At 70.1% G+C, this 21,752-nt stretch carries 22 protein-coding genes; 13 read left to right on the top strand and 9 right to left on the bottom strand.

The window, feature by feature from the left end:
• Positions 1 to 76 precede the first annotated feature (76 nt).
• The 7 genes from QRN27_RS10310 to QRN27_RS10340 form a co-directional block, all read right to left on the bottom strand.
• Positions 77 to 1,531 (bottom strand): NAD-dependent succinate-semialdehyde dehydrogenase, encoded by a 1,455-nt coding sequence (locus QRN27_RS10310; protein WP_285042164.1) that lies wholly within the window; start codon positions 1,529 to 1,531, stop codon positions 77 to 79.
• Positions 1,528 to 2,760 carry an iron-containing alcohol dehydrogenase gene (locus QRN27_RS10315; RefSeq protein ID WP_285042165.1) on the bottom strand — a complete coding sequence of 411 codons (1,233 nt, stop codon included), beginning with the start codon at positions 2,758 to 2,760 and terminating at the stop codon, positions 1,528 to 1,530. Before QRN27_RS10315 ends, QRN27_RS10310 begins: the two co-directional genes overlap by 4 nt.
• 79 nt (positions 2,761 to 2,839) lie before the next feature.
• Positions 2,840 to 3,622, bottom strand: a complete 783-nt coding sequence (locus QRN27_RS10320; protein WP_285042166.1) for an SDR family NAD(P)-dependent oxidoreductase — start codon at positions 3,620 to 3,622, stop codon at positions 2,840 to 2,842.
• A gap of 82 nt (positions 3,623 to 3,704) precedes the next feature.
• Positions 3,705 to 4,490 carry an HpcH/HpaI aldolase family protein gene (locus tag QRN27_RS10325; protein ID WP_285042484.1) on the bottom strand — a complete coding sequence of 262 codons (786 nt, stop codon included), beginning with the start codon at positions 4,488 to 4,490 and terminating at the stop codon, positions 3,705 to 3,707.
• A gap of 2 nt (positions 4,491 to 4,492) precedes the next feature.
• Entirely contained in the window at positions 4,493 to 5,410 is a 918-nt protein-coding gene (locus tag QRN27_RS10330) for a cupin domain-containing protein (RefSeq protein WP_285042167.1), read from the bottom strand.
• Positions 5,411 to 5,440: 30 nt separating this feature from the next.
• Complete coding sequence (kce, locus tag QRN27_RS10335) at positions 5,441 to 6,373, bottom strand: 3,5-dioxohexanoate:acetyl-CoA acetone transferase (RefSeq protein ID WP_285042168.1); 933 nt, start codon at positions 6,371 to 6,373, stop codon at positions 5,441 to 5,443.
• Positions 6,373 to 7,293, bottom strand: coding sequence for a DUF6282 family protein (locus QRN27_RS10340; RefSeq protein WP_285042169.1), 921 nt, complete (start codon positions 7,291 to 7,293; stop codon positions 6,373 to 6,375). The genes kce and QRN27_RS10340 overlap by 1 nt, the downstream gene beginning before the upstream one ends.
• 204 nt (positions 7,294 to 7,497) lie before the next feature.
• Between QRN27_RS10340 and QRN27_RS10345 the strand changes: the two genes are divergently transcribed.
• From QRN27_RS10345 to QRN27_RS10375, 7 genes are all read left to right on the top strand, one after another.
• Entirely contained in the window at positions 7,498 to 8,280 is a 783-nt protein-coding gene (locus QRN27_RS10345; protein WP_285042170.1) for an IclR family transcriptional regulator, read from the top strand.
• 4 nt (positions 8,281 to 8,284) lie between these two features.
• Positions 8,285 to 9,160, top strand: coding sequence for an ABC transporter permease (locus QRN27_RS10350; RefSeq protein ID WP_285035470.1), 876 nt, complete (start codon positions 8,285 to 8,287; stop codon positions 9,158 to 9,160).
• Positions 9,157 to 10,059 (top strand): ABC transporter permease, encoded by a 903-nt coding sequence (locus QRN27_RS10355; RefSeq protein WP_285035468.1) that lies wholly within the window; start codon positions 9,157 to 9,159, stop codon positions 10,057 to 10,059. The genes QRN27_RS10350 and QRN27_RS10355 overlap by 4 nt, the downstream gene beginning before the upstream one ends.
• Complete coding sequence (locus QRN27_RS10360) at positions 10,056 to 11,192, top strand: ABC transporter ATP-binding protein (RefSeq protein WP_285042171.1); 1,137 nt, start codon at positions 10,056 to 10,058, stop codon at positions 11,190 to 11,192. Before QRN27_RS10355 ends, QRN27_RS10360 begins: the two co-directional genes overlap by 4 nt.
• Positions 11,193 to 11,305: 113 nt before the next feature.
• Positions 11,306 to 12,436, top strand: a complete 1,131-nt coding sequence (locus QRN27_RS10365) for an extracellular solute-binding protein (protein ID WP_285042172.1) — start codon at positions 11,306 to 11,308, stop codon at positions 12,434 to 12,436.
• A gap of 65 nt (positions 12,437 to 12,501) precedes the next feature.
• A complete protein-coding gene (locus QRN27_RS10370; protein ID WP_285035463.1) occupies positions 12,502 to 13,293 on the top strand; it encodes an IclR family transcriptional regulator in 792 nt (263 codons plus the stop codon).
• On the top strand, positions 13,274 to 14,254 hold the full coding sequence (locus tag QRN27_RS10375; protein ID WP_285035461.1) for a cyclase family protein: 981 nt from the start codon (positions 13,274 to 13,276) through the stop codon (positions 14,252 to 14,254). The genes QRN27_RS10370 and QRN27_RS10375 overlap by 20 nt, the downstream gene beginning before the upstream one ends.
• A gap of 26 nt (positions 14,255 to 14,280) precedes the next feature.
• Here QRN27_RS10375 and QRN27_RS10380 read toward each other — a convergent pair whose 3' ends face one another.
• Together QRN27_RS10380 and QRN27_RS10385 are read right to left on the bottom strand one after the other, a co-directional pair.
• Complete coding sequence (locus QRN27_RS10380; RefSeq protein WP_157580297.1) at positions 14,281 to 14,484, bottom strand: hypothetical protein; 204 nt, start codon at positions 14,482 to 14,484, stop codon at positions 14,281 to 14,283.
• Positions 14,485 to 14,673: 189 nt separating this feature from the next.
• Positions 14,674 to 15,231 (bottom strand): GNAT family N-acetyltransferase, encoded by a 558-nt coding sequence (locus QRN27_RS10385; RefSeq protein ID WP_285042173.1) that lies wholly within the window; start codon positions 15,229 to 15,231, stop codon positions 14,674 to 14,676.
• 52 nt (positions 15,232 to 15,283) lie between these two features.
• Here QRN27_RS10385 and QRN27_RS10390 point away from each other — a divergent pair, with 52 nt between their 5' ends.
• From QRN27_RS10390 to QRN27_RS10415, 6 genes are all read left to right on the top strand, one after another.
• Positions 15,284 to 15,571, top strand: coding sequence for a hypothetical protein (locus QRN27_RS10390; protein WP_285042174.1), 288 nt, complete (start codon positions 15,284 to 15,286; stop codon positions 15,569 to 15,571).
• 57 nt (positions 15,572 to 15,628) lie between these two features.
• A complete protein-coding gene (locus QRN27_RS10395) occupies positions 15,629 to 16,357 on the top strand; it encodes an alpha/beta hydrolase (protein WP_285042175.1) in 729 nt (242 codons plus the stop codon).
• Positions 16,358 to 16,535: 178 nt separating this feature from the next.
• Positions 16,536 to 17,888: a purine-cytosine permease family protein gene (locus QRN27_RS10400; protein ID WP_285042176.1), complete on the top strand. Its 1,353-nt coding sequence runs from the start codon at positions 16,536 to 16,538 to the stop codon at positions 17,886 to 17,888.
• Positions 17,889 to 17,945: 57 nt separating this feature from the next.
• Positions 17,946 to 19,499, top strand: a complete 1,554-nt coding sequence (locus QRN27_RS10405) for a hydantoinase/oxoprolinase N-terminal domain-containing protein (RefSeq protein WP_285042177.1) — start codon at positions 17,946 to 17,948, stop codon at positions 19,497 to 19,499.
• Complete coding sequence (locus tag QRN27_RS10410) at positions 19,496 to 20,599, top strand: S-methyl thiohydantoin desulfurase family protein (protein WP_285042178.1); 1,104 nt, start codon at positions 19,496 to 19,498, stop codon at positions 20,597 to 20,599. The genes QRN27_RS10405 and QRN27_RS10410 overlap by 4 nt, the downstream gene beginning before the upstream one ends.
• Positions 20,596 to 21,744: an S-methyl thiohydantoin desulfurase family protein gene (locus QRN27_RS10415; RefSeq protein WP_056009826.1), complete on the top strand. Its 1,149-nt coding sequence runs from the start codon at positions 20,596 to 20,598 to the stop codon at positions 21,742 to 21,744. The genes QRN27_RS10410 and QRN27_RS10415 overlap by 4 nt, the downstream gene beginning before the upstream one ends.
• The last annotated feature ends 8 nt before the right edge of the window (positions 21,745 to 21,752 follow it).

Consider the following 21,752-nt stretch of genomic DNA (forward strand, 5'->3'; position numbering starts at 1 on the left):
GGCGCGGACGGAACCGTCGGGCGCCGCTCCCACGATGCCGCATCGCCCAGCCGGCCGCCAGCCTCATCACCCCCGGCTACGCCGTCAGCGCGATGTACTGCTCCTCCAGGAACTCGAGGATGCCCTCGCTCGACCCCTCACGCCCCAGGCCGCTCTGCTTGACCCCGCCGAACGGCGCGGCCGGGTCGCTCACGACACCGCGGTTGACGGCGACCATGCCCGCCTCGAGGCGGCGGGCGACGGCGACCGCCTCACGCTCCTCACCGAAGACGTATGCCATGAGTCCGAAGACCGTGTCGTTCGCCATGCGCACCGCCTCGTCGACCTCGTCATACCGCACCACGGCCGTGACCGGACCGAAGATCTCGGTAGTCGTGATCTCCGAGCCGTGCCGGACGCCGGTCACGAGCGTCGCGTCGTAGAACGCGCCCTCCTTCGACGGTCGACCGCCCTGCACGACGCTGGCCCCGTCGCGGACCGCGCCCTCGACGAGCGCCGCCACCTTGTCGCGCTCCTGCACCGAGACGAGCGCGCCGAGCTCGTTCTCGTGGTCGAGCCCCGGCCCCACCCGCATCGCGGCGAGCGCCTCGCCCATCCGATCGACGAACGCGTCGTGGACGCTCGTGTGCACGTAGAAGCGGTTCGCCGCCGTGCACGCCGAGCCGCCGTTGCGCATCTTGGCGAGGAGCGACTCGCGGACGGTGAGGTCGAGGTCGGCTCCGGGGAGGACGATCACGGGGGCGTTGCCACCGAGCTCCATCGAGGCGCTCACGACGGTGTCCGCGCACGCGTGCAGGAGCTCCCGGCCGACCTCGGTCGACCCGGTGAACGACAGTTTGCGGACGGCCGGGTGCGCGAGCATCTCGGCGACGATCGGCCCGGTGGGTACCGGCGTGACGAGACTCACGACACCCGGCGGGAACCCGACCCGACGGAGGACGTCGACCACGTAGGCCGCGGCCAACGGCGTCTCGCGCGCGGGCTTGAGGATGACCGTGCACCCGGCGGCGAGCGCCGGGGCGAGCTTGCGGGTCGCCATCGCGGCGGGGAAGTTCCACGGGGTGATGAGGAGGGAGACGCCGATGGGCTGTCGGTCGACGACGATCCGTTTGTCGCCGCTCGGGGAGAGCCGGTAGTCGCCGGGGATCCTGACGGCTTCCTCCGCGAACCACCGGAAGAACTCCTTGGCGTAGTTCGCCTCGCCGATGGCGTCCCGGTAGGACTTCCCGTTCTCCCGGATCATGATCTCGGCGAGCGTCTCGACCTCGTCCGTGAGGACCTCGTAGGCGGCACGGAGCAGCTCGCCGCGTTCCCGGGGCGGGGTGGCCGCCCAGGAGGCCTGGGCGGCGACGGCGGATTCGACGGCGGCGAGGCAGTCCTCGCGGCTCGCGATGGCGAAGTCGGCGATCGTGCTGCCGTCGGCCGGGTCGACGACGGGGAAGGTGCGTCCGTCGGACCCGGCCCGCCAGACGCCGTCGATGAAGAGGCGGGCGATCGGTTCGGTGCTCGTGGTGGTGAGGGTGGTGGTCATCGTGCGTCCGTGTCTGCTCGGAGGGCGGATCGGTCGCCGGCGTGGGCGGCCTGGAGGATGGCGTGCAGCAGCTCCGGGTCGGAGCCGATCGGTGAGATGTCGACGAGTCGTCTCGAGCGCATCGCCAGCTCGGCGATACGGGGCAGCTGATCGGCCTCGACGCCGATCTCGGCGAGGCTCGTCGGGATGCCGATGGTGCGGCAGAGTTCCGCGACGCGGTCGACCGCGTCCTGTGCCGCCGCATGGACGTCGGTCTCGGTGCCGCCGAGTGCCGCGTCGATGGCCGCCAGCCGTTCGGGGATGACGGGCACGCACGCCTGGAGGACGTACGGGATCATGAGCCCGGTACCGAGTCCGTGCGGGGTCTTGGTGATCGCGCCGACCGGGTACTGGACGGCATGGGAGAGGTGGGTGCCGGTCGGACCGAAGCACATGCCGGCGAGGAGGCTGCCGTACGCGACCTCGGCTCGGGCCTCGCGGTCGGTGCCGTCGGCGACGGCCCTGGGCAGGTTGGGCGCGATCCGTCGGATCGCCTCGAGCGCCAGGTGTCGGACGAACAGGTTCTGCCCGGTGAACACTGGCAGACGGGTCTCCCAGTCCAACGGCAGCTCGGCCGCGGTGAACGACTCGAGCGCGTGCACGAGGGCGTCGATGCCGGCGTACGCGGTGACCGACGGTGGTGCACCGATGGTCAGCTCGGGGTCGACGACGGCGGCGACCGGGATGAGGTGATGGCTCGAGACGCCGATCTTCATCTCCTGGGCGGGGTCGGAGATGACGGCGACCGGGGTGACCTCGGAGCCCGTCCCGGCGGTCGTCGGTACGGCCACGATCGGGAGGACGGGGCCCGGCACGTTGTTCTCGCCGTAGTAGTCGGCGAGGACGCCACCGTGGGCGACGAGCACCGCGATGAGCTTCGCCGCGTCGAGGGAGCTGCCACCGCCGTAGGCCAGCACGACGTCGGGGGCGAAGTCCGCGGCCACTCGGCCCGCCTCGGTGAGCGAGTCGACCGGGAGTTCCGGGAGCACCTCGGTGTAGACGGCGACCTCGAACCCGTCCGCACGCAGGGTGTCGACGATCGTCGTGAAGTCCGGCGAGTCGGCGAGGAAGGGGTCGACGACGGCGAACACGCGCGTCCCGTGCTCGCGGAGGATCACGGGCAGTTGGCGGCGGACGCCGAAGCCGACGTGGATGCGGGGTGGGAGGCGGAGGGTTCCGGTCTCGGTCATGCTGCTGGGTCCTGTCCGTTCGGAGGCGGCGGGGTGGGTGGCGGTGGCGTGTTCGGTGGTGCGATGGTCGAGGCCGGTGTCAGGCACTGAAGCCGCCGTCCACCGGGAGGACGACACCGCTGATGTGGCTCGCGAGGTCGCTGAGGAGCCAGGCTGCCGCTTCACCGACCTCGGCGCCGGTGCCCGCCTTGCGGAGCGGCGTCGCGGCGATCCGCGCCTCGACTCCGCCCGGGATGGCGACCCTCGTCTGGTCGAGCATGGGGGTCTCGGTGGGGCCGGGGGCGAGCGCGTTCACCCGGATGCCGAGCGGTCCGTTGTCGTGCGCGGCGGTACGGGTCAGTCCGATCACGGCGTGCTTGGTGGCCTGGTAGGCGCCCATGCCGGAACTGCCGCGGAGACCGCCGATGCTGCTGACGTTGACGATGGAGCCGGCACCGGCCGCGCGCATGACCCGGAGCTCCTCGCGCAGGCAGAGCCACACACCCTTCACGTTGACGGCGAGGAGGCGGTCGAAGTCCGCTTCGCTCACCTCGTCCAGGCGCCCTGCCTGCGTGAGCGCCGCGTTGTTGAACGCGCCGTCGAGCCGGCCGAACCGCTCGACGGTCGCGTCGACGATGCGGGCCACGTCGGCTCCGACGCTGATGTCGCCGGTGATCGACGCGGCGTCGTACCCGGCCGCGACGAGGTCGTCGGTGACCGCGGTGAGCGGCCCGGCGGTGCGCGCCACGAGCATGACGGAGGCACCGTGCTCGGCGAAGACGCGCGCGGCGTCGGCACCGATGCCGGCGCTCGCGCCGACGACGAGGACGACCTTGCCGTCGAGGAGAGGGCGCGGTGTGGTCGTGTGTGTCGCTGTGTTCATGGGGTCCTTCCACCAGGTGGGTGCTGCGGCTTGATCGGTTCGGGAGTCGGTGTCGTCGGGATGTCTCATCGTCCTGCTGTCGTCAGGCGTACCGCACCGAGCGGCCCGCCTGCACCGCCGCGGACGCCGCGCCGCCGAGCAGACTCGCGTCGTTGCTCATGAGGGTGAAGCGGTAGCCGGCGTCGACCGAGGCCTGCACGGAGGCCGCACTGGCGCCGCCGGCGTTGCCGATGGGCTTCCCGGCGGCGACGGTGTCGCGGATCGCTCGGGCGATGAGGTCGACGACGACCGGGTCGGCCTCGCTCCGACCCTCGCTCGTGGAGAGGTCGGCCGCGCCGATGAGCAGGGCGTCGACCCCGGGGACGGCGGCGATCGCCCCGGCGGCGCGTGCGGCGGCGGCGCTCTCGATCTGGGCGATCAACACGACCTCCTCCTGCCCGAACCGCAGGTACTCCTCGCGTGACGTCGCCCCCCACGCACCGGCGCGGCTCGTGCTGCCGACACCGCGGGTGCCGAGCGGGGCGAACCGCACGGCTGCCGCTGCGGCCTCGGCCTGCGCGACCGAGTCCACATGCGGGAGCATGATCCCCTCCGCACCGGCGTCGAGCACGCGCTGGACGACACCGCCATCGAGCGACGGGATGCGCACGATCGGTGAGACGCCGGCGAGCAGCGCCACCCCGATGTGCTGCGCGGCCGTCTCCATGCTCATCGGCGAGTGCTCGAGGTCGATGACCGCGAAGTCGAAGCCGGCGAGCGCCACGAGTTCCATGCTCTCCATCGCCGGCAGCTTCACCCAGGTGCCGAGAGCCGGACCGGCGTCAGCGGCGAGGGCGGCTCGGAACCGGCTCGTCCGTCTCGTCGCCATGGTCACGTGGCCGGGTAGTCGTCGGCGTTCAGCACCCAACCGGATGCCGAGAAGTCCACGCGCGGGGGCGCAAAGATGTCCAGGAGCTGCTGGTGCGGACCGACCCCTTGCGTCGTGTGCACCGTCGGCGGCGGGATGATGCAGATCGAGGGGGTGCCGATCTCCTCGTGTTCGTCGGCGCGCCACTGCGAGGAGTCCGGTCCCCACGGGTACCGGATGTGGTGACGGAACCGGCCCTTCACGCCGAAGGAGATCTGCTCGAAGTCATCGTGGAAGTGCGGCGAGAGCTTGTGGGCGTCCCGTGGCGCGGGTTCCTCCGCGAGGAAGTTCACCATGAGGTTCGTGGTGCGGAAGATCCGACCGAACCGCCCCTCGGCGATCGGGGTGTCGGCGAGCCGGTACACCCGGAGCGCGAATCCGCCGACCGGGTCCGGCCAGGGCTCGAGCGGAGCGGCCCGCTGGTCGGGTTCGGCGTACGCGTCGGCGTTCGAGGCGCGCTGCAGGAGGTCCTCGGCCCGGGTGGAGAACAGCCGGATCACGGGCCCGTCGGTGACGACCTCGATCTCGCTGTCGCCGGGCGGGACGACGACGAACGCCTCCTCGGCGACGTCGGCCTCCGCGCCACCCGCCGAGATGCGGAGGGCGGCGCTGTCGGAGTACAGGAGCACGGCGTACTCATCGGGCTGCCCGGCCCGACTGAACCGCTCACCGGCGCGCGCGTCGGAATACACGATCACCAGGTTGGCGGCCCTGGCGATCCAGGTGCGGCCGCCGGCGGAGCCCGTCTCGGCGGGCGGGACGTCGTCGAACGCGATCCACTGCGACGGCTTGACCGGGGTGGTCGGGTCGATCGACGGCGCGGCGCCGGTCGGTGCCATCGCCAGCCGTGAACGGATGTCGTCTTTGGCATACATCGTCATGGGGTTCCTTGTCGTGAGGTGGGGTCCTGGTCAGCGGGTGACTCGGTCGAGGCCCTTGAGGTGGAGCATGCGTCGAGCGTCGTCCGGCGTCGCGATCGTCTTGCCGAGGTCCTCGACGACCGCCCGGATCTTCCGGACCTGCTGTGCGTTGCTCGTGGCGAGCTCGCCCTTCCCGATCCAGAGGCTGTCCTCGAGGCCGACCCGGACGTGTCCCCCGAGCCAGGCGCTGTGGGTGCCGAACTGCATCTGGCCGCGGCCGGCGGCGAACGCGGAGAACGAGTAGTCGTCGCCGAAGAGCTTGTCGGCGATCGCGACCATGTGGGTGAGGTTCTCGTGGTCGGCCCCGATCCCACCGAGGATGCCGAAGACCCCCTGGATGAGGAACGGCGCCTTCGCGAGCCCACGGTCGGCGAAGTAGGCGAGCGAGTAGAGGTGGCCGATGTCGTAGCACTCGTACTCGAACCGGGTCCCGAGGCCGTCGCCCAGCTCGCGGAGCGTGTGCTCGATGCGGTCGAAGGAGTTGATGAACGGCTGCGAGTAGGTGTTCAGCACGTACTGGCGTTCCCAGTCGTGCTTCCACTCCGTGACCTTGTCGGCGATGCCCGCGTAGACGAAGTTCATCGACCCCATGTTCAACGAGGCGAGTTCGGGGGCGAAGCGCATCGCCCCCGCGAGCCGTTGCTCCATGGTCATGGCCGAGGAGCCGCCCGTCGTGATGTTGATGACGACGTCGGTCTCGTCGAGGATCCGCGGGATGATCTGCTCGTAGACCTCGGCCTCCCAGGCGGGCCGTCCGTCCGGATGCCTGGCATGCAGATGGATGACGGCCGATCCCGCCTCCACCGCTTCGAGTGCGGAGGCGACGACCTGGTCGGCACTGAGCGGCAGGGCGTCGCTCTGGGACGGGACGTTGACCGAACCCGTGACGGCCGTACTGATGATGACCTGCTCGGCGGCCAGCATCAGTTGGTCTCCTCGAGCCCGAGGAGGAAGGCGGTGTTCCGGCAGATCATCTGCCGGATGTCGCGCTCGGACACCCCGTGGTCGAGCAGCTGCTGGATGACGTAGATGTACCCGTCCACCGGCAGCGGGTTGGTGAGCTGCCCGAGGTCCGAGTCGATGACGGTGCGTTCCGGGCCGACCTTCTCGATCCAGTCCACGAGCTGGCTGATGGGGAAGCCGGGAGCGGGGACGCCCGGGTGGTACATCGACATCTCATGCTCGACGAAGGCGCCGTAGCCGAGCATCTCCTCGACGTCGCCGTCGGAGGCGTTGACGATGAAGTCCGGGTGGTGGAGGAGCAGCCTGGTGACGCCGTTGTCCTTCGCGGTCGCGAACAGCGCCTTCATCGACTCGGCGTCGAGGTGTCCACCGGAGAGCATGATGCCGGCCTCGCCGACGAGCTGGGTGACGCGGACCGTCTCGGCCGAGACGTCGCCCTCCGCCGCCCAGATGGACTCCTCGCGTTCCTCGAGGTTGGAACCGGCGGTGGGGAAGCCGTCGTCGTGACTGTGCGCGCGGATGTGTTGACCGGCCGAGACCGTGGGACCCCAGACGGCGCGGCCGCCCATCTGGATCGCGACGGCGACGGCTGAGGGGTTGATCCCGCCCACCTCGGAATTGAGGGCGACACCACCGTAGGCGGGGGTCGGTGCGTCGGCGAGGAGGTCGCGCATCGCCAGGAGGTCCATGACGGTGTTGTGGTGGTGCGACTTGATGAGGATGGCCCGCAGCCCGATGCGGGCGGCGTCGTAGGACGCCTCCACGTGGTTGAGCCGACGGGGGAAGGGGCTGGGGCCGGAGTGCACGTGCAGGTCGACCGCTCCGTGCAGGACCTTGAGCAGTGCGGGCGACGGGATGGGTGCGTCTTCGGTGGCGAGCATCCGAGAACCTCCTTGTGTTCGGATTGCGTACTTTTGGTTCAGATTACGCACACAAGCCGATCGTGTCTAGCGAAAGCGCCAGGATCATCCCGGACTTGTCGACCGTCCTGTGTTCATGATGCGAAATTGAGGATTGCATTATGAACAGACACCTGCTGTACTGATCGACGACAACCGCTTCGACCCTCGATGAGGAGGTGTGACATGAGTGACGCGACCGCAGGCATCGCCCAGCAGGTTCCGGCCCAGCCGGTTCCGCTCCCCGAGACCGACCGCGGGTCCATCCAGTCGATCGAACGGGCGGCGATGATCCTCGCGCTGTTCGACCAGCACACGAGGGTCCTCTCCCCCGCGCTCGTGGCGGATCGGCTCGGCCTGAACCGCACGACGGCGCACCGGTACCTGCTCTCCATGCAGTCCTCCGGCTTCCTCAACGCCTCGTCCGGCCCCGGTCCGCTCATCGACCAGCTCTCCGGGCTCGTCTCGACGCGCCAGCAGATCATGAGCCTCGCGCCCTCCCTCCTCCGGCAGCTCTCCGACCGCACCGGTCTCACCGCCGTCGTCAGCTTCCTCGGCCGCTCCGGCGCCGTCGTCGGCCATGTCGAGGAGGCGAACGAGGGCACCATCGTGCTCACGGTGCGCGTCGGGACGGTCCTCGAGATCAAGGCCGCCCAGTCGCGGGTGCTCCTCGCCTTCCAATCGGACCCCACGGTCGTCGCCCGCCTGCACGCCGGCCTGCCGCCGGCGGAGGCCCAGCGCGAACACGCGGAACTCGCCCTCGCCCGGCGCGACCGGATCGCCTGGGCCGACCTCGGCCGGGTCGGGCTGGCCTCCGTGGCTGCCCCCGTGTTCGGCGCCGACGACGTCCAGGCGGCCATGGCCGTCCTGGGCACCACGACCATGCTCCCCTCCTCTCCCGAATCCGAGGAGCGCGTGACGATGCTGCGTGAGGCTGCCGAGCAGCTCAGCGCCATGCTGAACGGATGATCAGATGACGACCACCTCCCCGCACACCCGACGGTTGCCGCGACCGGCCTGGCTGCTGCTCGTTCCGGCGCTCGGCGTCCTCGCCGTGGTGCTCCTCGTCCCACTCGGGCAAAGCCTCCTCCGCAGCTTCGGCACGCCCGACGTCACGCTCGACCACTACGCCTCCCTCTTCACCGACGGCGTCACCCTCACCGTGCTCGGCCGGACGGCCACGACGGCGATCATCGTCACGGTCGTCGCCTTCCTCCTCGGCTACCCCTACGCCTACCTCATGACGCGTGTCGGCCCGCGCACCCGCGGCATCCTGCTCGTGATCGTGCTGATCCCGTTCTGGACCTCCGTCATGGCCCGCAACTACGCATGGATCGTGCTGCTCCAGCGCGGCGGGCCCGTGCAGAGCGTGTTCGAGTTCTTCGGCGCCGGGGACGTGGTGTTCCAGGGCAGTGTCGTCGGCGTCACGATCGCGATGAGCCAGGTGCTCCTCCCCTTCATGGTGCTCCCCCTGTACAGCTCACTGGGCGGCATCGACCGGAAGCTGCTCCTCGCGGCCCGCGGCCTGGGCTCCTCCCCGCTCGTCGCGTTCTGGAAGATCTACTGGCCGCTCTCGCGCGGCGGCGTCGTCTCCGGACTCATCCTCGTCTTCACGCTGAGCCTCGGCTTCTACGTCACCCCGGCCCTCCTCGGCTCGCCGCAGCAGTCGCTCATCGCCCAGCTGCTCGCGCAGCGGACGACGCAGCTCCTCGACTTCGCCGGGGCCGGGGCCCTCGGCATCCTCGTCCTGGTCGTCACCCTCACCCTGGTCGCGTGGGCCAACCGCTTCGGCGGGACCATCTCGGCCATCGGCGTCACCAGCACCGCCCCGACGAAGGAGCACTCATGACCGCGCTGAGCGACGTCGACGACGTCGACACCCGCAGCGTCCTCACCGCCCGCGGACCCTCGACCTCGCCAGGGGCACGCCGGGTCCGGCGCAAGGACCGCGGGGTCGACCCGGTCCCCTGGTGGCTCATCGTCATCGGGACCCTGGTCGCCCTCTACTTCATCCTGCCGACGCTCATCGTCATCCCGTTGAGCTTCAGCGCAGCCTCGGCGTTCCAGTTCCCGCCGACGGAGTTCTCCCTGCGGTGGTACGAGAACTTCTTCACCGACCCGAAGTGGCTCTCCTCGCTCGGGAACTCGTTCCTCGTCGCCATCCTGGCGGCCGTCATCGCGACCCTCGTCGGCACGGCCGCGGCGGTCGGGCTGAACCGCCTGACCGGACGGCTCGCCGGGTTCCTGCGGACCCTACTCATGATCTCGATGGTCACCCCGGCCATCGTCGTGGCGGTCGCCGTCTACGTGTCCTTCCTCCAGTGGCACCTGACAGGCAGCCTGCTCGGGTACGTGCTCGCCCACGCCGCGCTCGGGGTGCCGTTCGTGCTCGTGTCGGTGACGACCGCGCTCGGCGGCTTCGACCCGAAGCTCCTGCGCGCCTCGGCCTCGCTCGGAGCCTCACCGCTGCGGTCCTTCATCACCGTCACCATGCCGCTCATCAGCCGTGGCGTGCTCACCGGTGCCATCTTCGCCTTCGTCACCTCGTTCGACGAGGTCGTGATCGCCCTGTTCCTGCGCTCGCCGACCTTCCAGACGCTGCCGGTGCAGATGTACAACAGCGTCACCTTCGAGCTCGACCCCACCATCTCCGCGTCGTCGAGCCTCGTCGTCGTCGCCGTGACCATCATCTTCCTGGTGCCCATGCTCATCGGCAGCCGCACCAAGACCCGTAAGGAGACGTCGTGACCATCTCACGCGCAGACACCACCCCGTCGACCACGGCGACGCAGCCACGCCAGGGGACGAGGATCCGTCTCGACGGGGTGACGAAGGACTACGGGCTCGCCGCGCCCGCCGTGGACGACATCTCGCTCACCATCGAGCCCGGCGAGTTCATGACCCTGCTCGGCCCGAGCGGCTCTGGCAAGACGACGACGCTGAACCTCATCGCGGGCTTCGAGACGCTGAGCGCCGGCACCATCGACCTGAACGGAGCCGATGTCGGGTCCCTGCCGCCCCACAAGCGCAACCTCGGCATGCTCTTCCAGAACTACGCCCTCTTCCCGCACATGACCGTGGCGCAGAACGTCGGGTACCCGCTCCGGGAGCGCCGGCTGCCGAAGGCCGAGATCGCCCGGCGGGTGAGCGAGGTCCTCGAGCTCGTGCAGCTGCCCGGACGCGACGGGAACTTCCCCTCCCAGCTCTCCGGTGGGCAGCAGCAGCGCGTGGCGCTCGCCCGGGCCATCGTGTTCAACCCGGCGGCGCTCCTCCTCGACGAACCGCTCGGCGCCCTCGACCGCAACCTCCGCGGAGCGTTGCAGATGGAGATCCGGCGGATCCACCGCGAGGTCGGCTCCACCTTCGTCTTCGTCACGCACGACCAGGAGGAGGCGATGAACCTCTCCGACCGGATCGCGTTGTTCAACAGCGGACGCATCGAGCAGGTCGGCTCGCCCGAGCAGCTGTACCGGGAGCCGGACACCCTGTTCACCGCCACGTTCCTCGGCGACTCGAACGTCTTCGACCTCGGTGGCTCCGCGTTCGGCCCGCAGGCCGGTTGGGAGGGCAACACCTGGTCGATCGATCCGACCACCGTCGCCGACCACCCCGGCGTCGGCGTGCACGGCGCCGTCGTCGTGCGACCGGAGGACCTGCGCATCGTGCAGGACCCGACGACCGTCCCACCGGGTGCCAACACGGTGCAGGCGACCATCCGCGACCTGGAGTACATGGGCTCGTACCGGACCGCCATGCTCGACCTCGGCGGGACCGGCCTGCTCGGCCGCGTCCGTATCGACGCCCTCGACGCCGCCCACACGCTCGGCGACACCGTGACCGCCTGGTGGCGACCGGAGCGGCAGCGCATCGTCGCCGCGTGAGCCACCCCGAGGATCATTCGACAACCGACCCACACATCCGAACACCTGCAGACGCACCCGAACACCCACCCGCGCCCGGCGGCCGTCGGCGCGCACACACCGAGGAGACGACAATGGCGCCCAGCTCCACCTCCAGATCCATCAGTAGGAACACCGACCCCCGCACCCGCCGCACCCGCTTCGCCGTCGGCGTGAGCGTCGTCGCGATCACCGCCCTGCTGTCCGGCTGCGCGAGCGGCGGAACGGCCGCCCCGAGCGGTTCCGCAGCGGCCGGTGACGACGCGGCGGCCACGATCACCTTCGTCGGGTACGGCGGCGGCGGCCAGGACGCACAGATCGCGGCCTGGCAGGAGCCCTATACGAAGGCGCACCCGAACGTCACCTTCGTCAACACCTCACCGCCCGACGTCGCGCAGGTGAAGGCACAGGTGGAGAGCGGCTCCGTGCAGTGGGACGTCATGGCCACGGCCCCCTACGCGGCGCAGCAGAACTGCGGCACGCTCTTCGAGAAGCTCGACCTGGCCGACATCGACCAGACGGACCTCGCGGAGGGCACCGTCGGCGAGTGCTACCTCGGCAACTGGATCAACGCCACCCCGATCGCGTACCGCACCGACGCGTTCCCGAAGGGCAAGGGCCCGGAGTCGGTCGCGGACTTCTTCGACACGGAACGGTTCCCCGGCCAACGCGGCATCGTCACGAACCTGCAGAACGGCATCCTCGAGTACCCGCTCCTCGCCGACGGGGTGAAGCCCGACGAGCTGTACCCGCTCGACGTGGACCGCGCCCTCGACAAGCTCGACGAGATCCGCGACGTCACGACCTTCGCCCCGAACGTCGGGGCTCTGCAGCAGGCGGTCGAGGCGAACCAGGTGGACATGTTCCTCCTGCCGGACTCCCGGCTCGTGCCACTGCTCCAGAGCGGCTTCGACATGACGATCGTGTGGGACGTCACCGTCGCCTCGTTGAACGCCTTCGCCATCCCGAAGGGCGCTCCGAACAAGCAGGCCGCCGTCGACTTCATCTCGAGCGTCGTCGAACCGGAGCAGGTCGCGAAGATCTCCGAACTGCTCGGGGTCGCACCCGTCAACACGGCGGCGAAGCCGGAACTCGACGAGTTCACCAAGCAGGTCGAGGTGTACGGGCCGGCCAACACCGGCGAGACCGTGCTCCAGGACATCGACTGGTACACGGACAACTTCAACGACACGACGACCAAGCTGACCACTTGGCTCGCCGGGTGATCAGCCCGCCCGAGCCGAGGCTGCGCTCGACCGGCCGTGTTCTCCAGCTGAACTACGCTTCAGTCATGGCGAACATGGACGGCACGAGCGAAGCATCCGGGTCCGAGATCCAGGCGGTGGACCGGGTCGGACAGATCTGTTCACTGTTCGGTCCGCACACCACGGAGCTGACGGCGGCGGACGTCGCCGAACGCCTGGGACTCAACCGCACCACCGCCTACCGCTACTGCGCGTCGATGGTGTCGGCCGGGATCCTCGAGCGTGGGCCGCGTCGCAGCACCTTCGTCCTCGGTGGACTCATGCTCCAGCTCGGCATCCACGCACTGAGCCGCCGGCGGGTCACCGAGATCGCCCCGCCGCACCTCGCCGAGCTGAGCGCCGCCGTCCGCATGACGGCGGTGCTCAGCCTCTGGGGCGCTCGTGGTCCGATCGTCACGCTCGTCGAGGAGGACCGGACCCGCTCAGCGGTCGTCACCGTCCGGGCCGGCACCCAGCTCGACGCCACGGCCGCCCAGACCCGGGTCTTCCTCGCGCACCTCACGGACGCCCGGGCCTTCGACTGGACGGCGGCGGGTTCGACCACGGCGCAGCGGGCCGAGCTGGAGGCGGCGGTCTACACCGCCCGCCGCTCCGGCTACTGCATCGCCTCCCAGTCCGGCGGCGTGTTCACCGCCGCGGCACCGGTGTTCGACGAGTACGGCATCGCCGCGACCGTCGGGCTCCTCGGCGCCGACCCCCAGGCGGACCTCACGCCGGACTCCCCCATCATCCGCGCACTCCTGCGCACGACGACCGTGTTGAGCAACGAGCTCCGCGGCAGACCGGACGGACCGACCGATGACCATTCCGAGCTATGACCAGCTCGCAGCAGCCACCCCGCCCGGATCCAGTTGGGCGGTCTTCGGCCCGGGCGACGAACTCGGCACCGTCAACTTCCTGACCGCCGAACGCGTCGCCGCCGCAGCAGCCCTCGTCAGGACCGGCCGGCGGTTCGGCCTCGACCACGCGATCACCGCCTTCGAGCCCTACCCGACCGGCACCCGCCGGGCACTGGAACACCATGTGTTCTCGAACAACCCCTCGCACCGCGACGACTACCTCGACTCCTTCTACCTGCAGTCGTCGTCGCAGATCGACGCGCTCCGCCACATCGGCCACCCGGAGCACGGCTTCTACAACGGGCTGAGCACGGCGGCGAACGACGCCTCGTCGAACCGGCTCGGTGTGCACACCTGGGCCGACGCCGGTATCGCCGGCCGCGGGGTCCTGCTCGACGTACCGCGCTACTTCGCGGCGGTCGGCGAGCCGTACGACCCGTCGTCCACGATCCCGATCGACGCTCCGCTCCTCGACGCGATCGCCGAACACCAGGGCGTGACCTGGCGAGGCGGCGAGCTGCTGCTCCTCCGGACCGCCTGGGCCGAGCAGTACCTCGCGAAGACGCCCGCCGAGCGCCTGGCGACCCCGTGGCGGCAGTCGCCCGGGCTGGCGCAGCGCGAATCCGTGCTCCGGTGGTTGTGGGATCACGAGATCGCCCTCGTCGCAGCCGACAACCTCGCCGTCGAGGCGGATCCGGTCGTCGACAGCGACTTCCGATCGCCGGACGACCGGCCGCCGGAGCGCGGGGTCGACCACAGCGGGATGCTCCACCGGCCGCTCATCGCCCTGCTGGGCATGGCACTCGGTGAGCTGTGGCGGTTGGACGAGCTCGCCGAGGACTGCGCGGCCGACGGCGTCTACGAGTGCTTCGTCACCTGCAAGCCGCTCTACGTGCCGGGCGGTGTCGGCTCGCCGCCGAACGCGATCGCCTTCAAGTAAAGCTCGCGTGCTTCAGGAGGAAGCACTCACGCCATACAGGGAGCCCATTCCTGGTTGGAGAGTTCACGCTGCTCGTCGTCCGTCTGGAGGAGCCACCCGGTCTTCGTCGCGCCGCGGTACTGGCCGCTCACGAGGTCCGCGCACCACGCGCGTCCGTCGAACGCCCACCGCACGAAGCTCGCCTCGCTGCCCTTGCGCAGGAGCGGACGTTCGCGTTCTACCTGACTCATGTGTTCCATCTCGACGGTGGCTGACATATCTCCCCACCGTATCGAGGAATGCCGTCGGTGAACAGACTCGGTGAAGCTCCTTGCGTTTCCGGGCCGGTTGGCCGAAAATGCCCGGTCGCGCCCGGAAGCAGCAGACCGCTCGGAGCTCCCGAACCGACCATCCGACCATCGGGCCCGTCGGCTCAGGGCTCAGTTCAGGAACACCCGCAGCGCCTCGTCGGTGAGCGGGCGGTCCGCGAACACGACGCGCACGGCATCGGGATCCGGGTTGCCCGCGTCGGGGCCGCGCCAGACGATCTCCAGACCGGCACGCTCTGCGGCCCGCCGGGACCCCTCGTTGTGCTCCAGGAGGAAGGCGACGACCGGCGGATCCGGCGCCGACGCCGACGCTGCAGCCCGCGCTGCCGAGATGAGCTCCTGGGCGTATCCGCGCCCCCAAGCAGCGGGCGCCAGGCGGTAGTACAGGTTCCAAGCGAGCCCACCGCGAAGACTCGGGCCGCCGATGCCGACCAGCGAACCCGTCGTGGTGTCACGCGCCACCCACACGTCGAGCCCGTTGGCCTCCCATCCGGTCTGATAGCGGTCGATCAGTTCCCGGGTCTCCGCGAGCGAGGTGTGGCGAGCGGAGGGTAGGTGCGTCCACACCGCGGGGTCGGCGTGGAGTTCGTGGAGCTCCGGCAGATCGTGCTCGGAGGGACGCGCGAGCGTCAATCGTTCCGTCAGGGTCGGCGAAGTCGCGTCGGTCATGCCGTCCATTCTGCTCTGGTCGGTGTCCACCCCGACTCGATACCCTGAGCGCATGGCCGCGAAGAATGAACCGATCTCCGCACGTGCCTGTGCGATCCTCAGTGTCGCCATCGCCGCGATCTCCATCTTCCTCGTCGCCTCGACGGCGAGGGACGGCGGATCGTGGACGTTCTCGGTGCTCGCCTGCTTCGTGCCCCTGCTGTTCGCAGCCCAGGGCATCAGGATGAGCCGCCAACCCGGCGCACGCTGGCCCACCTTCAGTCTGATCGGGTCGATCCTCGGGGCCATCCTCGGGCTCGTCTCCTTCGGTGCGTTCGCCTGGCTGCTCGTGCGCTCCTGAGCGCAGCGACGCCGCGTAGAGTCGTCCCACCGTCACCACCACCATCGAAAGAGGGCCATGCGTCTGCACGTCGAGGAACGCGGGCACGGACCCGTCCGCATCGCCCTCGTCCACGGGTTCCTGGCCGACGGCGCCGCCTGGACCGACGTCGTCGCCGCCTCCGATCCGGAGCAGTACACGTTCCTGCTCGTCGATCTGCGCGGCCACGGTGCCAGCCCTCGCGCCGATCGGGCACGCGGCGGGCGCTACGACCTCGCCTCTCTCGCGGCCGACCTCGTCGAAACGCTCCCGACCGGCCTCGACGCGATCGTGGGCCACTCGCTCGGCGGCCGGGTCCTCGCCGACATCGTGGAACCGCTCCGCCCGGCACGCGCGATCTACCTCGATCCGGGATTCGGGCTGAAACTCCCCGGCCGCGGCCTCGGGGCCCGACTGTTCTGGAGCATCCCCGGGCTGCCCTGGCTCCTGGCCTGGCTCTACGACCGCACGGACCCCGCGACAGGCCCGGCGAACGTCGCGCTCGCCGAGGCCGCCCACGCCGCGTGGGACCGGTCGATGGTCGCCGAGGTGCTGCAGGACGTCGCCGCGAACCCCGTGACGCCGGCCGCGCCGGTCGTCCCTTCGACGCTAGTGCTGTCCGACGACGCCAAGCTCGTCGTCCCGAGCAGGGACGTCCCGCGTTACGCGCAGCTGGGTTGGACGGTGACCCGGTTCCCGGCGATCCGCCACGACATGATGGGGCTCGACGGGGCACGCACCTTCGACGTCATCCAGCGCGCGCTCTGAACTGGAGGCGGGCCCTTCGACAAGCTCAGGGACCGGGCGGGGACCGGTCCGGGCTCGGATTGTGCAGAGTGCTGATTTCAGGAGGTAATTCCTGCACGATGCACATCGTGCTGCGATCAGGACGTCAGTACCGTTGCGGCAACCCGCACCGCTCCTCCCCCACCTTCAGGAGACCTCCATGGCTCGCATGGCACACGCAGACGACTTCGCCCTGTCCCGCGTCCGACCCGACGCACAAAAGCCCTGGTTCGGCATCGCCGTCCAGCGGTTCGGCCAGGTGTCGGCCCTGTCCCAGTTCCTCCTCGGCGCGACCCTCGGCTACAGCATGACCTTCGGCGAGGCCTTCCTCGCCCTCCTCCTCGGCTCGATCATCCTCGAGGTCATCATGTGCATCGTCGGCATCATCGGCCAGAAGGAGGGCCTCAACACCGCCCTCCTCGCCCGATGGACCGGCTTCGGCGAGGTGGGCGCGTCGCTCGTCGGCCTCGCGATCGGCATCAGCCTCATCGGCTGGTTCGGCATCCAGAGCGCCATCTCCGCCGAGTCGCTCGACGCCCTCCTGCCGGGCTTCATGCCGGTGTGGGCCTGGAGCCTCATCTTCGGCCTCGCGGTCACGGCCATCGTCGCCTACGGGTTCAAGGGCATGCAGTGGCTCGCGAACATCACCGTGCCGCTCTTCCTCATCCTCGTCGGCTGGTCGATCATCAGCGAACTCACGAAGCACGACTTCATGGAGCTCGTCACAGGCCCGGCCCCCGGCCCGACCATGAGCGTCTGGGCCGGCACCGGGATCGTCGCCGGCGGCCTCATCGTCGGCGCGATCATCACCGCCGACATGACCCGCTTCAACCGCTCCCGCGCCGACGTCATCAAGCAGACCGTCGTGGGCGTCTCGCTCGGCGAGTTCGTCATCGGCCTCTCGGGCGTCCTGCTCGCCCACGCCGCCGCCTCGGGCAACGTCGTCGCGATCGTCACGTCGTCGGTCGGCCTCATCGGGCTCATCATCGTCATCACGGGCACGCTGAAGATCAACGACTGGAACCTGTACTCCTCGACCCTCGGCCTGGTCAACTTCATCTCCACGGCCTTCGGCAAGAACCTCAACCGGGTGACCACGACGATCGTCCTCGGCGTCGTCGGCTCGATCCTCGCCGCCGTCGGCATCCTCGGCCAGTTCTCCGGCTTCCTCATCATCCTCGGCGTCGCGTTCCCGCCCATCGCGGGCATCATGGTCGCCGAGTACTTCATCGTGAAGCGTTGGCGCGGCGAGCTCGACGAGACCCGCGCGTCCGGTCGCCTCCCCACGACGGCGCCGCGCATCGTCCCCGCGACGATCATCATCTGGGCCGTGTCCGCGATCACCGGCTACTTCGTCACCTGGGGCATCCCCGCCGTCCTCTCCCTCATCCTCTCGATGGTGCTGTACATCGCCGCCGGGAAGCTCGGCTGGGTCCGCGGGGTCGGCGTCGCCCACACCTCGCAGATCGCAGCGGACGTGCCGACGGACAGCCCCGCCAACGCCTCCAACTGACCCACCGCGCACCCACCGCGCACGTTCCACCGCACCGACAGAAAGCGAACCCCTCATATGCACATCGGTATCGATGTCGGCGGCACCAACACCGACGCCGTGCTCATGGACGGCACCACCACCTTGGCGGCCGTGAAGCACGCGACCACACCGGACGTGACCGACGGGATCGTCCAGGCGATCGGCGAACTGCGGGGTGGCCACCACTTCGACGGTGAACAGATCACCGCGGTGATGATCGGGACGACGCACTTCATCAACGCCCTCGTGCAGGCCAAGCGCCTGGCACCGACCGCGGCGCTCCGGCTCGGCCTGCCGGCGACGCGGGCGCTCCCGCCGCTCGTCGACTGGCCGGCCGAGCTCGTCGAGGCGATCAGCGCCCGCAGCTACCTCGCGCACGGCGGCTACGAGTTCGACGGGCGCCCCATCTCCCCGATCGACCCCGACGAGTTGCGGGCCCACGCCGAGGACATGCGCGCGAACGGCATCCGCTCCGTCGCGATCTCCTCCGTCTTCAGTCCGGTCAACCACGACCTCGAGGTCGAGGCGGCACGGATCGTCGGCGAGGTCCTCGGACCCGACGTCGCCATCTCGCTCTCCCACGAGATCGGGCGGATCGGCCTCCTGGAGCGGGAGAACGCGACCATCATCAACGCGGCGCTGCGCGAACTCGCCTCGGAGATCGTCGACGGCCTCACCGCCGCCGTCCGGAAGCAGGGCATCGAGGCGCCCATCTTCCTCAGCCAGAACGACGGCACGCTCATGGATGAGGACTACGTGCGCCTCTACCCGGTCGCCACCTTCGCCTCCGGCCCGACGAACTCGATGCGCGGTGCCGCCCTGACGAGCGGCCTCGCGACGTGCGCGGTCGTCGACATCGGCGGCACTACGGCCGACATCGGCCTCCTCATCAACGGTTTCCCCCGCGAGACGGCGAACGAGGTCAAGGTCGCGGGCATCCGCACGAACTTCCGGATGCCCGACGTCCTCTCGATCGGCATCGGCGGCGGCAGCATCGTCGACGAGGAGTCGGCCGAGGTCGGGCCGGCGTCCGTGGGCTACAAGCTCATGACGGAGGCCCTCGTCTTCGGCGGTGACACCCTCACGGCGACCGACATCGCGGTGGCCGCCGGTCGCGCCTCCATCGGCGACGCCTCGAAGGTCGCGCACCTCGATCCCGACTTCGTCGAGCGCGTGCTCGCCCGCATCGGTGAGCGCATCGCCGAGGCCGTGGACCGCATGCGGACCTCCCCCGAGCCCATCCCCGTGGTTGCGGTCGGCGGCGGGTCGATCCTGCTGTCCGACGAACTCCCCATCTTCGGCGCCGTCCACCGGCCCGACAACTACGCCGTGGCCAATGCCATCGGTGCTTCCATCGCGCAGGTCGGCGGCGAGATCGACAAGGTCTACGCCATCGAGCCCGGTCGGCGCGAGGAGGCGATCGCCGAGGTCCGTACCGAGGCGATCGATAAGGCGATCGCGGCCGGCGCCTCCCCCGCGTCGGTCGCGATCGTCGATTTCGACGAGGTCCCCATCCCGTACTTGCCGGGCAACGCGACCCGGATCCGCGTGAAGGCCGTCGGCGACCTCGACATGGGAGGCCTCCGATGAGCTGGACGATCACCCCCGAGCTCATCCCCGGCCTCGCCCGTGGGGCGGCCGTCCTCGGCACCGGTGGCGGCGGCGACCCGTACATCGGCGCCCTGCTCGCCGCCCAAGCCCTGCGCGAGCACGGCGACGTCACGGTCGTGACCCTCGACGAGGTCCCCGACGACGCGCTCGTCCTCACCGTCGCGATGATGGGCGCACCGACCGTCATGGTCGAGAAGCTGCCGAGCCTCACCGAGGTGGTCGCGCCCGTCCACGCCCTGAGCGCCTCGCTCGGACGCCCCGTCACCCACGTCGCCTGCGCGGAGGTCGGCGGCGTCAACTCGACCATCCCGATCGCGGCAGCGGCCGCCCTCGGCCTCCCGCTCATCGACGCCGACGGCATGGGCCGGGCCTTCCCCGAACTGCAGATGGTGCTCCCCACCCTGTACGGGATCGACGCCTCGCCCCTGGCGTTCAGCGACGAGAAGGGCAACACCGGCGTCCTCACCACCGTCGACAACAGCTGGACGGAGCGGATCGCCCGTGTCGCCTGCGTGGAGATGGGGTGCTCGGTGATGATCTCCGGCTTCCCCATGTCCGGCGCCCAGGCCCGCGAGGCACTCGTCGCCGACTCGTTGTCGCTGTGCCGCGAGATCGGCGACGGCATCGCGGCTGCCCGCGAGGAGAAGGCCGACGCCGTCACGCGCACCGTCGAGCTGCTCGGCGGCCGCGAACTGTTCTCCGGCAAGGTCGTCGACGTCGAGCGTGCGACCACGACGGGGTTCGCCCGCGGCCGCGCGCGGATCGACGGTGCGGATGCCAGCCTGGAGCTCTCCTTCCAGAACGAGCACCTGATCGCCGCCCTGGACGGCGTCACGCTCGTGACCACCCCCGACCTCATCATGGTGCTCGAGCACGACTCCGGTGAGCCGATCACGACGGAGGGCCTGCGCTACGGCCAGCGCGTCCGGGTGATCGCCGCGCCGAGCGACGAACGCTGGCACAGTCCGGCGGCCCTCGCGATGGTCGGTCCTGGCTACTTCGGCTACGACGTGGCCTCGCACCGCTTCGACGGCACGACGGAGACCCCGGTCGACGAGGCTCCGGAGGTCGCCGCATGAGCTGGACCCTGACCGCCGCAGACCTCCCCGACCTCGCCCGCGGCGCCACGCTTCTCGGCACGGGCGGCGGCGGCGACCCGTACATCGGCATGATGCTCGTCAAGCAGGTGCTCGGCGATCGCAGCATCACGATCCTCGACCCCGACGAGCTCGACGACGACCTGTTCGTCATCCCCACCGCGCAGATGGGCGCACCGACCGTCATGGTGGAGAAGATCCCCGCGGGGTTCGAGCCGACGCTCGCCCTCCGCACGCTCGAGGAGCACCTCGGCCGCACCGCCGACGCGACCATGCCGATCGAGTGCGGTGGCATCAACTCGATGATCCCGCTGATCGTCGCCGCCGAGACCGGACTGCCGGTCGTCGACGCCGACGGCATGGGTCGGGCGTTCCCGGAGCTCTCGATGGAGACCTTCGCGGTCTACGGAGTGCACGGGTCGCCGCTGGCCATCGCCGGTGAGCGCGGCGAGCGCGTGATCATCGACACCGGCGACGACGACCGGCAGATGGAGTGGTTGGCACGGGGCATCGCCATCCGGCTCGGTGGCGTCGCCCACATCGCCGAATACGCGATGAGCGGGGCCGACGTCCGGCGCACGGCGGTGCCGAGGACCATCTCGATGGCGCTCGCCCTCGGCCGCGCGATCCGGGTCGCGCGGGAGGAGCACCGGTCGCCGTTCACCGCCATCGCCGACACGCTGTCCACGACGCTCTACTCGCACATGCGGGAGTTGTTCGTGGGGAAGGTCGCCGATGTGGAGCGCCGCACCACGGAGGGCTTCGCGAAGGGCACGGCCGTCATCTGGTCGACGGACCCGGCGAGCTCCGAACGTCTCGAGATCTCCTTCCAGAACGAGAACCTCATCGCTCGGTGGAACGGTGAGGTCGTGGCGATCGTGCCGGACCTCATCTGCATCGTCGACCACGAGACCGCGGAGCCGATCACCACGGAGGGCCTGCGCTACGGCCAACGGGTGCGGGTGCTCGGGATCTCGACGCCGGCGCTCATGCGCACCCCCGACGCCCTCCGCGCGTTCGGTCCGAGTGCCTTCGGGCTGTCGGAACCGTTCGTCCCCGTGGAGGGCGAGGCGGCTGCCGCAGAAGCGGCTGAGGCGTTCGGAGGCGGGCAGGCGGTCCGAGCCTAGGCTGGTGC

It is taken from the genome of Plantibacter sp. LMC-P-059a (assembly GCF_030209505.1).
In the GTDB taxonomy this organism is placed as follows: domain Bacteria; phylum Actinomycetota; class Actinomycetes; order Actinomycetales; family Microbacteriaceae; genus Plantibacter.

Excerpts from the sequence above, each read along its gene's own strand:
- QRN27_RS10350 (WP_285035470.1), top strand. The coding sequence starts at position 8,285 with ATGACGACCACCTCCCCGCACACCCGACGGTTGCCGCGACCGGCCTGG.
- QRN27_RS10375 (WP_285035461.1), top strand. The coding sequence starts at position 13,274 with ATGACCATTCCGAGCTATGACCAGCTCGCAGCAGCCACCCCGCCCGGA.
- kce (WP_285042168.1), bottom strand. The coding sequence starts at position 6,373 with ATGCTGGCCGCCGAGCAGGTCATCATCAGTACGGCCGTCACGGGTTCG.
- QRN27_RS10390 (WP_285042174.1), top strand. The coding sequence starts at position 15,284 with ATGGCCGCGAAGAATGAACCGATCTCCGCACGTGCCTGTGCGATCCTC.
- QRN27_RS10330 (WP_285042167.1), bottom strand. The coding sequence starts at position 5,410 with ATGACGATGTATGCCAAAGACGACATCCGTTCACGGCTGGCGATGGCA.
- QRN27_RS10320 (WP_285042166.1), bottom strand. The coding sequence starts at position 3,622 with ATGAACACAGCGACACACACGACCACACCGCGCCCTCTCCTCGACGGC.
- QRN27_RS10315 (WP_285042165.1), bottom strand. The coding sequence starts at position 2,760 with ATGACCGAGACCGGAACCCTCCGCCTCCCACCCCGCATCCACGTCGGC.
- QRN27_RS10325 (WP_285042484.1), bottom strand. The coding sequence starts at position 4,490 with ATGGCGACGAGACGGACGAGCCGGTTCCGAGCCGCCCTCGCCGCTGAC.
- QRN27_RS10345 (WP_285042170.1), top strand. The coding sequence starts at position 7,498 with ATGAGTGACGCGACCGCAGGCATCGCCCAGCAGGTTCCGGCCCAGCCG.
- QRN27_RS10415 (WP_056009826.1), top strand. The coding sequence starts at position 20,596 with ATGAGCTGGACCCTGACCGCCGCAGACCTCCCCGACCTCGCCCGCGGC.
- QRN27_RS10395 (WP_285042175.1), top strand. The coding sequence starts at position 15,629 with ATGCGTCTGCACGTCGAGGAACGCGGGCACGGACCCGTCCGCATCGCC.
- QRN27_RS10400 (WP_285042176.1), top strand. The coding sequence starts at position 16,536 with ATGGCTCGCATGGCACACGCAGACGACTTCGCCCTGTCCCGCGTCCGA.
- QRN27_RS10355 (WP_285035468.1), top strand. The coding sequence starts at position 9,157 with ATGACCGCGCTGAGCGACGTCGACGACGTCGACACCCGCAGCGTCCTC.
- QRN27_RS10385 (WP_285042173.1), bottom strand. The coding sequence starts at position 15,231 with ATGACCGACGCGACTTCGCCGACCCTGACGGAACGATTGACGCTCGCG.
- QRN27_RS10340 (WP_285042169.1), bottom strand. The coding sequence starts at position 7,293 with ATGCTCGCCACCGAAGACGCACCCATCCCGTCGCCCGCACTGCTCAAG.
- QRN27_RS10365 (WP_285042172.1), top strand. The coding sequence starts at position 11,306 with ATGGCGCCCAGCTCCACCTCCAGATCCATCAGTAGGAACACCGACCCC.
- QRN27_RS10370 (WP_285035463.1), top strand. The coding sequence starts at position 12,502 with ATGGCGAACATGGACGGCACGAGCGAAGCATCCGGGTCCGAGATCCAG.
- QRN27_RS10380 (WP_157580297.1), bottom strand. The coding sequence starts at position 14,484 with ATGAGTCAGGTAGAACGCGAACGTCCGCTCCTGCGCAAGGGCAGCGAG.
- QRN27_RS10410 (WP_285042178.1), top strand. The coding sequence starts at position 19,496 with ATGAGCTGGACGATCACCCCCGAGCTCATCCCCGGCCTCGCCCGTGGG.
- QRN27_RS10405 (WP_285042177.1), top strand. The coding sequence starts at position 17,946 with ATGCACATCGGTATCGATGTCGGCGGCACCAACACCGACGCCGTGCTC.
- QRN27_RS10310 (WP_285042164.1), bottom strand. The coding sequence starts at position 1,531 with ATGACCACCACCCTCACCACCACGAGCACCGAACCGATCGCCCGCCTC.